Genomic DNA, 11776 nt, shown 5'->3' on the forward strand with positions numbered 1-11776 from the left:
GAACGCTCACCTGGCTGCGGCCGCGCCGGCAAGCTCGGGCGAGTGTTCCGCCCTCAGGAGGATCCGGAACGCCAGGAAATGCGTGACCAGCAGCATCGGCACGATGAGCGTGGGAATGAAGAACGTCGCGCCGAGCTGGCCGGGCGAGAGGCCCGACGCGTTGGCCTGGTAGAACGCATCGAACAGGTCGAACGTTCCCCAGACGTTGAAGATCCATGCGAGGCCGATTCCGAGCGGGCGGCGCAAGGTGGCGAGCGTGAGCAGGGCCAGGATGCACGCGGCGAGATCGCCATAGGCGGCCGCACGGGCGAACGTCCGTTCCCACCATGGTCGCCGCAGCGCTCGGCGGCGTCGGCCTGGCCCAGGTCCCCGAGCCCACGGCGCGGGAGCACATCGCTTCACACCGCCTCGAAGAAGTGCTGGCCGGCCATGCCTCTTCGTCGTCCGGCTTGTTCCTCTACTTTCCGGCTCGCGCGCAGGTGATGCCGAAGCTGCGCGCGTTCATCGAGCACGTGAAGGCGTACGCGGCGGCCGTCCTGCTGGATCCGCCTCCCCCCCCGGCACCAGTCGTCCACTACCCATATCTCGATGTAATTCTTCTTTACACCAGCGATCCCTCCACCTATGACTGCGCCGAGGAGTCGCCATCCCGGGCGGCTCCCAATTGGAGGAGGCGTGCCAAATGTGCCAACTGTGCGATCAAGGAAGGCCGCAGTACCATTTCGATCCAATGCGCCATTCGCGGCGCAATTTCCTGAAGGCCGGGGCGGTGGGGACCGCTGCCGCGGCGGCCGGGCTGGGGCTGTTCACCGAGCGCGCTGCCGCGGGCGGTGGCGATGATCCGCCGGCGGACAGCGGCCGCTACGGGCGGCGCTACGTCATCCAGGGCGGCCACGTCATGTCCATGGACCCGAACGTGGGCGATTTCGTCCAGGCCGACGTGCTGGTCGATGGCAAGAAGATCCTCGCCGTCGGTCCGCACCTGCCCGCGTACGGCACTCCGATCGATGCCACCGGCAAGATCGTGATGCCCGGCTTCATCGACACGCACCACCACCAGTTCGAGACCGCGCTGCGCAGCTTCCTGGCCGACGGCCTGCTGTTCAACGACGGCAAGCCGCACGGCGCCATCAACTACTTCGACTACATCCTCGGCAAGTTCGCCCCGGTGTACCGGCCGCAGGACGTCTACGTCAACGAGCTGTTCGGCGCGCTCAGCCAGATCGACGCCGGTGTCACGACGGTGCACGACATCTCGCAGATCCACCACTCGCCGCAGCACTCCGACGCCGCCATCAAGGGCCTGGCCGATTCGGGGCGGCGCAGCGTGCTCGGCTACTTCGAGAGCGCGGGCAACGTCCCCGGCAACCAGTATCCGGCGGATGCCGCGCGCATCAAGGCGCAGTACTTCGCCTCCGACGACCAGCTCCTGTCCATGACCATGGGCGCCGAGATCTACCTGCCTGGCTACGCGGCGGCCTGGGCCGTCGGCCGCCAGCTCGGGCTGCAGGTGGTGGCGCACATCGTCGGCAGCTTCGGCATGGGGCCGACCTTCGATGCGCTCGCCGCGGCCAACCAGTTCGGCCCCGACAACCTGTTCATCCACATGACCGGCATGTCCGACATGAGCTGGCAGAAGGTGAAGGATGCCGGCGCCAACGTCTCACTGGCCGTCCCGATCGAGATGAACATGCGCCATGGCATGCCGCCCATCCTGAAGACGCTGTCGCTGGGCATCCAGCCTTCGCTGAGCGTGGACGTGGAATGCACCCTGACGGCGGACATGTTCAGCCAGATGCGCGGCGCCATGGCCTTGCAGAAGGCCTTCGTCAACCAGCTGGCGCTGGACCAGAACAACCCGCCCGGGCTGCCGGAGTTGCTGACGACGCGCGACGTGCTGCGCTTTGCCACGATGGAGGGCGCGCGCGACCTGCGGCTCGATCGCAAGACCGGCTCGCTGACGCCGGGCAAGGAGGCCGACATCATCATCCTCGACGCCGAGGCGATCAACGTGGCGCCGCTCAACGTGGTGCCGGGTGCGGTGGTCTCGCTGATGGATCGCTCCGACGTCGAGACGGTGATCGTCGCCGGCAAGGTGCGCAAGTGGAAGGGCAGGCTGCTCGACGTCGACCTGCGCCGGCTGCGCCAGCAGCTGCAAGCCTCGCGCGACTACGTCTTCAACGCGGCGGGGATTCCGCAGAACCTGTTCCGCACCAATTGACGCTGTCGCCGGCCGGCTGCCGTACGCCTGGATCGGAAACGCTCACACCGGCTGCAGGTTCGCCTTGCGGATGGCCTGCGTGTAGTGGTCGATCTCCGCCGCGTAAAAGGCGGCCAGCTGGGACGGCGGCAAAGGCGCCGGCAGGGGCACGCCGGATTGCGCCTGCAGCTGGCGCTGGACCTCGGCGTCCCCCATCGCAACCTGCACGGCGCGCCCGATCGCCTGGGTCAGGGGCGCCGGCGCGGCCGCCGGAATGAACAGGCCCACCCAGGAATCGGCGGTGGTGAAGCGCGCCAGGCTGTGCGATTCGGCGAAGGTTGGCACGTTGGGGAACACCGGCGAGCGGGTACTGCCCGCCACGGCCAGAACCTTTGGCTTGCCAGTGGCCACGCGGCCCGCCATGTCGCCGTTCGCGGGTAGCAGCACGAGGTCGATGTGGCCGCCCGCCAGGTCCTGCAGCAGCGGCGCACCGCCCTTGTAGGGGACGTGGTTCATGGGCACGCCGACGGCGTCGGCGAAGGCTTGCCCCGCCAGGTGATAGATGCTGCCGATGCCGACGGAGCCGTAGCTCAGGGGCTTGTCGGGGTTGGCCTTGGCCCAGGCAACCAGTTCGTCCACGTTGTTTGCCGGCAGGTCGGCGCGCGCATACAGCGCCAGCGAGGAGCGGGACAACAGGCCCAGCGGCCGGAAGTCCGCCGGCTTGTAGCGCGCCGACTGCAGCATTGCCGGGGCCAGGATCATCTCCGTGGGCGAGCCCACCACCAGCATGTCGCTGCCGGTGCGCGCCAGCGCCTTCGACACGGCGATGCTGCCGCTGGCGCCTGCCAGGTTCTCCACGATGACAGTGCAGCCCAGTTCCTTCGCCATCCGCGGGGCGACCGCGCGGGCATAGAGGTCCGACACCCCGCCGGCCGGGAACGGGACCATGAGCGTCAGCACCGAGGGAATCGCGGGGTTCTGGGCGCGAGCCACGGTAGCCGCGCCCAGGGCGGCAGCGGCGGCGAGGAGGGTGCGGCGTTTCATCGTGGGTGACTCCAGGAAATGAACGATGGGTGGATGGGTTCGGTGTTCAAGGCGCGAGCGGGAAGCGCCGGCATAGCGCGCGCACGGTTTCGGCCGCGCCAGCCGGGGGCGGCCGGCTCGCGGCGAGCGCTTGCGCGGTATCGGCCACGATGCCGGCGATGAGCTCGCATTCGGCGTCGGCCATGCCGCGGGTGGTCATGGCGGACACCCCAAGACGCAACCCGTGGGCGTGTTCGAAATCCGTGTCGGCGGGCACCGGCACGGCATTGCAGCCGACCTGAAGCGTGTCCAGCGCGCGCACCAGCGGCGCCGCCTGCAGGCCCAGTGCGCGCAGGTCGCCCACCACGAAGGGCACATCGGTGCCGCCGGTGAGTTGCGGCAGGCCGCGCGCGGACAGGCCGGCGCCGAGCGCACGCGCGTTGCGCAGCACCTGCGCGCTGTACGCTTGGAAAGCCGGCTGCAGCGCCTCGCCGAAGGCCACCGCCTTGGCGGCGATCAACTGCATCAGCGGCGTGCCCTGGAGTCCCGGGCACAGCGCGGCATCCAGCCGCGCGGCCAGCTCCGGGTCGTTGCACAGGACCAGGCCGCCGCGCGGGCCGCGGATGTTCTTGTAGGTGGTCGTGGTGACCACATCGGCATGCGGCAGCGGATTCGGGAAGTGGCCGGTGGCGACCAGGCCGGCGACGTGGGCCATGTCCACCATCAGCTTCGCGCCGACCTCGCGCGCGATCGCGGCGAAGCGCGCGAAGTCGATGGCGCGCGGATACGCGGAGGCGCCGGCGATGATCAGCCGCGGCCGGTGCCGGCGCGCCAGCGCCAGCACCTCGTCGGCGTCGATCAGGCCAGTCTGCGGATCGACGCCGTAGTGGTGGGCGGTGAACCAGTCACCCGACAGCGTGCCGCCCGCCCCGTGGCTGAAGTGGCCGCCGGCGCGCAGGTCCATCGAAAGCAGCGTGTCGCCGGGTTTCAGCAGCGCCAGCAGCACCGCCTGGTTGGCCTGGGTGCCGGAGTGCGGCTGCACGTTGGCGAAGCGCGCGCCGAACAACCGGCACGCGCGATCGATGGCCAACTGCTCCAGCGCGTCCACGCTCGCGGAGGCGGCCAGGAAGCGCGCGCCGGGATAGCCCTCCACCGTGGTGTCGGCCAGCACGCTGGCGCTGGCCTCGCGCTGCGCCAGGCTGATGTGGTTCTCGGAGGCCATCAGCTCCAGCCGGTCGGACTGGCGCTGCGCCTCCTGCGCGATCAGGGCCGCGACCTCGGGATCGAGCGTGCGCAGGCCCTGCATCATGCAGCGGCGGGCAGCACGGGCTGGAGCAGGCAGTCGTCGGCCAGCGACTGCAGCGGACGCCGGTCGCGCTCGTGCGCCATCTCGGGCACGTCCTTCGTCGCCGGGTTGCTGCACGGGTTGTAGATGACCGAGAAGATCCAGCGCGGGTACGGCGACACGTTGGCGGCCGAGACGTGCAGCAAGTTGTCGCCGAAGACCAGCAGCGTACCGCGCGGGCCCTTGGCCGAGACCATGCCCAGCTCGTTCACCAGCTCGGTCACCGCTTCGTGCGGCACGGTCCACAGCTCCCACTTCTCGCCGTCCACGCTGCGCTTCAGCGGGATCTCGCGCTTGTGCGAACCGGGCACGAACATCAGCGGGCCGTTGAACTCGGTGACGTCGTCCAGGTGGATGTGGAAGTTGAGCGCCCGCGGCTTCGGCACGCCATCCCGGTTGTGGTGGGTGGCGAAGTCGGTGTGCCACTCGAAGCCGCCGCCGTCGAAGCCGGTCTTCAGGTTGATCTTGACCTGCTGCGGGTAGCACTCCTCGCCCAGGATCTGCCGCGCGGCCTCCAGCATGCGGGGATGGCTGACCAGGCGCCGGTACAGCTCATTGCGCCGGTGCAGCGACAGGATGTTGCGCACCGTGCTCTTGCCGGCTTCGCGCGGGTTCTCCGGCCGCTGCTCGGCCACCATGCCCGGGACTTCGCCCCGCAGCAGTTCCACTTCCTCCGGCGTGAACACGCCGGGGAGTACCAGGAAGCCGTCTTCGTCGAGGCGGCGTAGTTGTTCTTCTGTGAGTCGCATGGGGTCCTTGGGATGGTTTGTGGCGATCGGCCTTCAGGGGCGCACGGGCTGGCCGCGCTGGGCGTGCGCGCCCTGCATGCCGGCCAGCGCCATGCGCACCAGCTGGTGCCCGCGAAACAGCACGGCTTCCTTCCAGTCGGCGGTGTCGGGGTAGAACTGGCGGCGCAAGGCCTGCTTGATGGCAGCGGCCTCCGGGCCCAGCGGGTCGCTGTGCACGTGCAGCCAGTGATCGGCCCGCAGCGCGGCGCGGCCCGAGTCGCGGTCGTAGGTGCCGAACTCCAGCGTGCCGAAGGTGACACGGGCATGCGGCAGCGCGCGGTTGACGCCGAAGTGCGTCGGGCCGTCCTGCACCAGCGGCAGGGTCTGGCCGCGGCGGCTTTCGGACACGCCATCGCCCCAGAACTGGCGCACGCGCTGCGCGGCGCCGGTGCCGGGCTCGTGGTCCGAGATCAGGTCGCCGTGGCCGAAGGGGCCGAGGCCCGTATGGAAGTCGATGCAGGTGACGTCGGTGGCCCGCGCCAGCCGCTCGGCCATCACCGTATGCAACGTGCGGTTGGACCAGGTGGGCCCGGCGCCGCCGTAGAACATGCCTTGCGCGTCGATGAACTGGCCGCTGGCCAGGGCGCGATAGAACGCCACTTCGCCGACCTGCTGGCGGTAGCGGGCCAGGACGGCCTCGGCCTCGGCGGCCTCGGGCCCGTCCAGGCGCGCGGGCAGCAGCGCGCCGGCGATCTCGGCATAGCCCGGGTTGTCCGGAGGCGGCCGGCTCCAGTCCAGGTAGTTGCGATTGAGGTCGACGTTGTCCTCGTTCACCCGCCGCAGCCACGCGAAGCCATAGGGATTCACGGCGTGGACGAACAGCACCGCCGTGTCGGCGGGCAGTTGCCGCTGCAGGCCGCTGCGCAGCCAGTGCACCTGGAAGCCGGAGCCGCAGAAGCCCTCCACGCCGTGCGTGCCGGACAGCGCCATGAGGACCTTGGTCGCGCCGGGCTCGCCGATCCACGCGGTGTCGGTGCTCAGGGCTTCGCCGCGCGGCCCGCGCGCCGGGCATGCGTATTGCTGGAGCTGTGCGCCCGCCTTGGTCGCTGCTGCGAGGAAGGCTTCCCGGGCCTGGTGGTAGCCGGCCGAGAAGGCCGCTTCCGCATCGTTGATGGACTGCATGTTGGGAAGCAGTTTAGGGTCGCGCTCGCAGCGAAATAGACCAAATATCCCTCACGATTTCGGCTTTATGAGCCTAACGTGCCAAAATTCGGACTTCTCTGAGTGATTCCTGCTAAGCAGTGGGAAACCGAACCATGAAGCCCGCAACCGATTGGCTGGATCGCACCGACCTCAAGATCCTGGCGCTCCTGCAGCAGGAGGGCCGCTTGTCGAACGTGGAACTGGCGGAGCGCGTCGCCCTGTCGCCCACACCTTGCCTGCGGCGCGTGAAGCGGCTGGAGGAAGCCGGCGTGATCGCCTTCTACCGCGCGGAGCTGGACCGCCGGCAGTTGGGCCTGGGCGTGACGGCCTTCGTCTGCATCAACATCGCCGACCACGGGCCCAAGGCCACCGAGCTGTTCCTGTCCGCGGTGGATGCCATCGACGAGATCGTCACCTGCCACGTGCTGTCAGGCCAGTTCGACTTCCTGCTCGAAGTCGTCACGCCGACGCTGGACCACTATGCGTCGGTCATGCTGGATCGGTTGGGCGGGCTGCCCGGGGTGAGCGCGCTGCAAACGAGCTTCGCGCTACGCACGGTGAAGGGGGCACGGCGCTTGCCGTTGGCGCATCTGGGGAGCTAGGGGTTCAGCGCCTTCAAGGCGCTCAATGCGACGCCACATACCGCGTCCCCGGCTGGGCCGGTGGTAGCGCGAAACCGGCCTTCATGCGCCGCGCCTCGGCCGTCGGGGTCAGGCCGAAGAGGCGCTTGAACTCGCGGTTGAACTGCGAGGCGCTTTCGTAGCCGACGGCATTGCAGGCCGCGGCCGCCGTCATGCCCTCGCGCGCCATCAGCAGGCGGGCCTGGTGCAGCCGGATGGACTTCAGGTATTGCATTGGCGAGATGTGCGTCACGGCCTTGAAGTGGCTGTGGAAAGACGGTGCACTCATGCCGGCCTCGCGCGCCAGTTGCGCGACGTCGAGCCGCTGGGCGTGCTCGCGGTGGATGCGTTGCAGCGCCCGGCCGATGCGACCGAAGCGGCCTTGCTGCGCCAGCGCCGCGCGCAGCACCTGCCCTTGCGGCCCGGTCAGCACGCGGAAGTACAACTCGCGCACGGCGGCGCGACCGAGGATGGCCGCGTCCAGCGGGAGGCTCAACACCTGCAACAGGTGAAGCACGGCGTGCCGCATTGCGTCGTCCATCGGGCTGGACATCATGCTTTGCGGCACCTGGGCCGGCGCGACGCCGCCGGCACGGTCGATATCGACCATCAGCCCGGCCGCGAGCTGGAAATCCAGATGCACGTAAAGCGCCAGCAGCGGCCTTTCCGCGCTGCCGTCGGATTGCATCGTGAAGGGCACCGGCGCTGCGACGGCGAGGTAGTGCTGCTCGTCATAGACGAACACCTGGTCGCCGAAATAACCGCGCTTGGCACCCTGGCAGACGATGACGATGCCGGGGTCGTACAGCACCGGCGTGTCGGCCAGCGGCCGGTCGGAGCGCAGCACGCGTACGTCCGGCAGCTCCGTCAGGTTGTAGCCCTCCTGGGGCGCCAGGGCACGCAGCAGCGTGATGGAGCCGGCTGGAGCATTCATAGAAAAAGGCAACGAATTGAGAGAATCCGGCGTCGACACTGCCAGGGGTGCAGAGGATTATGCCGACCTGTCCAATCTTCAGGAGAACGCAGTGGCATTGCGAAAAAACTTGCTCATTACCGGTGTCAGCAGTGGCTTTGGCCGTGCGCTGGCCCAGGAGTCGCTGGCGGCCGGTCATCGTGTCGTCGGAACGGTTCGTGGCTCGCGGGCGCAGCAGGACTTCGAGGCGCTTGGGGCCGGCGCGATCGGCCGTGTGCTGGATGTGACCGACTTCGACGCCATCCCCCGCATCGTCGCCGAGGTCGAGGCCGAAGTCGGGCCGGTGGACGTGCTCGTCAACAACGCCGGCTACGGCCATGAAGGCGTCATGGAGGAATCGTCGCTGGACGAGATGCGGCGGCAATTCGATGTCAACGTCTTCGGCGCCGTAGCCATGATGAAGGCGGTGCTGCCCTTCATGCGGAAGCGGCGGCGCGGGCGCATCGTCAACATCACGTCGATGGGCGGCTTCGTCACGATGCCAGGCATTGCCTACTACTGCGGCAGCAAGTTCGCGCTGGAAGGCATTTCCGAGGCCTTGGGCCAGGAGTTGAAGCCCTTGGGCATCCACGTCACGGCTGTTGCGCCGGGCTCGTTCCGCACCGATTGGGCAGGTCGCTCGATGGTGCGCACGCCGCGCAGCATCGAGGACTACGACGGGCTGTTCGACCCGATCCGCCGGGCCCGCGAGGCCAAGAGCGGCCGGCAACTCGGCGACCCCGCCAAGGCTGCCCGCGCGATGCTGGCCTTGGTCGACAATCCGCACCCGCCCGCGCACCTGCTGCTAGGCAGTGATGCATTGGGCCTGGTGCGTGACAAGCTCACCGCCATGAGTACGGAACTTGCGACTTGGGAGGCCGTGACGCGATCGACGGATGGCACGGACCAAGGAACGCTGTCGTGATGCTCAAACCTGCCGCGCCCGCCCAGGCAAAATCCCGGAATGAGCCATCCTGACCTCGAGAGCCGCGCCAAGGCGCTGGTCGACGACAAACTGATTCGCGCCTACTGGGAAGCCGTCGAGCACTACAAGACGAGGGACCTGGTGCTGCTCTATGCCGTGGGAGACTCCCGGCATCCGGTCCGAGCGTTCGTGCGGGAGGAGTTGCTTGCCTCCACTCTCCCCGCGGACATCAAGGCGCAGGTGGCGGATCCCGCGAGCGACGCAAGCAGCCGGCCGGCCAGCACCGACGCGACCTTCTGGCTGCTTGCCATCTTCTCCGATGAAGAGGCGGTATGCCTCGCGGTCAACGCGAAGCTCCTGGCGCCTGGCGGGCGGGCGTAGCCCCACTCGGTTCCCTAAGCTTCCGTGGAACACAACGAGCTGAAGGGCTTCCTCCTCACCCGGAACTGGCGGGACGCTGCGGCCGGCACCGAGATCGAATACTGGCTGGCCACGGAAGCCGGGGCGAGGAAGGTGGTGCTGACGGCACAGACCCCGGTGGCCTTCGTCGAGGCCAGGCACAGGGCCGCAGTCGAGGCGCAACTCCCCGCCATGCCCGGCCTGCAGCTTCGCGAGCTGGAGCTGAAGACTTTTCGCCAGGAGCCGGTGATCGGTGTGTACGCCAGGCAGCACCGGCTGCTCGGGCGCCTGGCCCGGGCGCTGGAGACGCAGGACATTCCGCTGTACGAGGCCGACGTCCGCCCCCATGACCGCTACCTGATGGAGCGGTTCATCACCGCGGGGGTGAGCGTCGACGGCGGGCGCCCGGAGGGCACTGCCATCTTCGACTGCAAGCTGCAACCTGCGCCGGACTTCCGGCCCGCGCTGAAAGTGGTGTCGCTGGACATCGAGACGAGCGCCCACGAGGAGCTGTATTCCATCGCCCTGGACGGCACGGGAGAGCGGGTCGTCTTCATGCTGGGGGAGCCGCCTGCCGAGGCCTCGGAGCCAGGCGACTTCCGCCTCGTCTATTGCCCTGGCCGCAAGGCCATGATCGAACGGCTGAACGACTGGTTCGAGCGCAACGACCCGGACGCCATCCTCGGGTGGAACGTGATCCAGTTCGACCTTCGGGTGCTGCAGGCGACCGCCGATGGCTGCGGCGTGCCGCTGCTATTGGGGCGTGAGCGCCGGCCCGTCGAATGGCGCAAGCACCCCGGCAAACAGAGCTACCTGTTCGCGGCCATGCCTGGCCGAGTGGCCATCGACGGCATCGAGGCACTCCGGTCGGCGGTGTGGAGCTTTGCCTCCTTCAGCCTGGAGGCCGTGTCGCAGGAGCTGCTGGGCGAGGGCAAGGCGATCGGCGACGAGTACGACAAGATGGCCGAGATCGAGCGGCGCTACCAGCAGGACAAGCCGGCACTGGCGGCCTACAACATCCGCGACTGCGAGCTCGTCCTGCGCATCTTCGAGAAGGCCCGATTGCTGCAGTTCGTGATGGAGCGCGCCCAGACCACCGGGCTGCAGCTGGACCACTTCGGTGGCTCCATCGCCGCGTTCAGCCACGTCTACCTGCCGCGGATGCATCGCCAGGGCTACGTGGCGCCGAATGTCGGCGACGCGCCCGAGGGCGCCTTCCCCGGCGGCTACGTGATGGACTCGCGGCCGGGCTTCTACGACTCCGTCATCGTCCTGGATTACAAGAGCCTGTATCCGTCAATCATTCGCACCTTCCTGGTCGACCCGGTCGGCCTGGTGGAAGGCCAGTACGCCGCCGACACGGCCACGCTGATCCACGGGCCGAACGGCACCCGTTTCTCGCGCGACAAGCACTGCCTGCCGGACATCGTCACCACGCTCTGGCGGGCCCGGGACGAGGCCAAGCGAGCGAGGAACGAGCCGCTGTCGCAAGCGCTGAAACTGCTGATGAACTCCTTCGCCGGGGTGCTGGGCGCGTCCGGTTGCCGCTTCTTCAACCCGAATCTCGTTTCCGCGGTGACCTTGCGTGGGCACGAGATCGTGCAACTGACGCGCGAGTTCGTGGAGAAGAGGGGGTACGTGGCCATCTATGGCGACACCGACTCGATCTTCATCTGGCTCAAGCGAGCCCACACGAACGAGGAGGCGCAGGCGATCGCCGCGACCCTGGTGAAGGACATCAATGCCTGGTGGTCGCACAGGCTGCGCGAGGAACAGGGGCTGGCGAGCTTCCTCGAGATCGAGCTCGACACGCATTACAGGAAGTTCTTCATGCCGACGATCCGCGGCTCCGACGTCGGCAGCAAGAAGCGTTACGCCGGCTTGAGCGTGGATGCCGCGGGCCGCGAGGAAATGATCTATCGCGGCCTGGAGATGGCTCGCAGCGACTGGACGCCGCTGGCGCGGCAGTTCCAGGAGGGCCTGCTCTCGCGCATCTTCCGTGGCGAGCCCTACCAGGCTTTCGTGACCGACTACGCGCAAGCGACCTTGTCCGGCGAAAAGGACGACCTGCTCGTTTATCGCAAGCGGCTGCGCCATCGCATAGCCGACTACCAGGTCAACGTGCCGCCGCAGGTCCGGGCCGCGCGCATCGCCGACGAGTACAACGTGAAGGTCAACCGGCCCAGGCAGTACGAGAACGGCGGGTGGATCCGGTACGTCATGACCCGCAGCGGCCCGGAGCCCCTGGAGGTGCGCCGCTCGGGGATCGACTACGAGCACTACCTCACCCGGCAGCTCCAGCCGATTGCAGACGCCATCCTGCAGCCGATGGGCGAGAGCTTCGCGGCGATGACGACCTTGCAGCGACGGCTTTTCTAGCC

Annotated in this window: 12 protein-coding genes; 6 read left to right on the plus strand and 6 right to left on the minus strand. The window is 68.3% G+C overall.

Going from position 1 to position 11776, the window contains the following annotated elements; translation table 11 throughout:
* Positions 1–6 precede the first annotated feature (6 nt).
* Positions 7–246, minus strand: coding sequence for a hypothetical protein (locus HHL11_RS25630; protein ID WP_169421445.1), 240 nt, complete (start codon positions 244–246; stop codon positions 7–9).
* Positions 247–326: 80 nt separating this feature from the next.
* Between HHL11_RS25630 and HHL11_RS25635 the strand changes: the two genes are divergently transcribed.
* Together HHL11_RS25635 and HHL11_RS25640 are read left to right on the plus strand one after the other, a co-directional pair.
* Complete coding sequence (locus HHL11_RS25635; RefSeq protein ID WP_169421446.1) at positions 327–758, plus strand: LysR substrate-binding domain-containing protein; 432 nt, start codon at positions 327–329, stop codon at positions 756–758.
* Positions 731–2221, plus strand: a complete 1491-nt coding sequence (locus tag HHL11_RS25640; protein ID WP_205964651.1) for an amidohydrolase family protein — start codon at positions 731–733, stop codon at positions 2219–2221. The genes HHL11_RS25635 and HHL11_RS25640 overlap by 28 nt, the downstream gene beginning before the upstream one ends.
* A 42-nt stretch (positions 2222–2263) precedes the next feature.
* Here HHL11_RS25640 and HHL11_RS25645 read toward each other — a convergent pair whose 3' ends face one another.
* Genes HHL11_RS25645 through HHL11_RS25660 form a run of 4 tightly spaced genes read right to left on the minus strand, consistent with a single transcriptional unit; the run spans position 2264 to position 6478 of the window.
* Positions 2264–3244 carry a tripartite tricarboxylate transporter substrate binding protein gene (locus HHL11_RS25645; RefSeq protein ID WP_169421448.1) on the minus strand — a complete coding sequence of 327 codons (981 nt, stop codon included), beginning with the start codon at positions 3242–3244 and terminating at the stop codon, positions 2264–2266.
* 46 nt (positions 3245–3290) lie between these two features.
* The gene (locus HHL11_RS25650) at positions 3291–4532 is read right to left on the minus strand and encodes a serine hydroxymethyltransferase (protein WP_169421449.1); all 1242 of its coding nucleotides are present in this window, start codon (positions 4530–4532) and stop codon (positions 3291–3293) included.
* Positions 4529–5317: a phytanoyl-CoA dioxygenase family protein gene (locus HHL11_RS25655; RefSeq protein ID WP_169421450.1), complete on the minus strand. Its 789-nt coding sequence runs from the start codon at positions 5315–5317 to the stop codon at positions 4529–4531. Before HHL11_RS25655 ends, HHL11_RS25650 begins: the two co-directional genes overlap by 4 nt.
* A 33-nt stretch (positions 5318–5350) precedes the next feature.
* Positions 5351–6478 carry a M14 family metallopeptidase gene (locus HHL11_RS25660; protein WP_169421451.1) on the minus strand — a complete coding sequence of 376 codons (1128 nt, stop codon included), beginning with the start codon at positions 6476–6478 and terminating at the stop codon, positions 5351–5353.
* Positions 6479–6612: 134 nt separating this feature from the next.
* On the opposite strand from HHL11_RS25660, the gene HHL11_RS25665 reads away from it, so the two are divergent.
* A complete protein-coding gene (locus HHL11_RS25665) occupies positions 6613–7101 on the plus strand; it encodes an Lrp/AsnC family transcriptional regulator (RefSeq protein ID WP_169421452.1) in 489 nt (162 codons plus the stop codon).
* A 22-nt stretch (positions 7102–7123) separates the two neighbouring features.
* Here the strand turns inward: HHL11_RS25665 and HHL11_RS25670 are convergent, their stop codons facing one another.
* Positions 7124–8053, minus strand: a complete 930-nt coding sequence (locus tag HHL11_RS25670) for an AraC family transcriptional regulator (protein ID WP_169421453.1) — start codon at positions 8051–8053, stop codon at positions 7124–7126.
* Between the two features lie 91 nt (positions 8054–8144).
* On the opposite strand from HHL11_RS25670, the gene HHL11_RS25675 reads away from it, so the two are divergent.
* The 3 genes from HHL11_RS25675 to HHL11_RS25685 are packed head-to-tail and all read left to right on the plus strand — an operon-like array spanning position 8145 to position 11774.
* Complete coding sequence (locus HHL11_RS25675; protein ID WP_169422278.1) at positions 8145–8996, plus strand: oxidoreductase; 852 nt, start codon at positions 8145–8147, stop codon at positions 8994–8996.
* A gap of 39 nt (positions 8997–9035) precedes the next feature.
* Positions 9036–9377 (plus strand): hypothetical protein, encoded by a 342-nt coding sequence (locus HHL11_RS25680; protein ID WP_169421454.1) that lies wholly within the window; start codon positions 9036–9038, stop codon positions 9375–9377.
* Between the two features lie 24 nt (positions 9378–9401).
* A complete protein-coding gene (locus HHL11_RS25685) occupies positions 9402–11774 on the plus strand; it encodes a DNA polymerase II (RefSeq protein WP_169421455.1) in 2373 nt (790 codons plus the stop codon).
* The last annotated feature ends 2 nt before the right edge of the window (positions 11775–11776 follow it).

This window comes from Ramlibacter agri (genome assembly GCF_012927085.1).
In the GTDB taxonomy this organism is placed as follows: Bacteria; Pseudomonadota; Gammaproteobacteria; order Burkholderiales; family Burkholderiaceae_C; genus Ramlibacter; species Ramlibacter agri.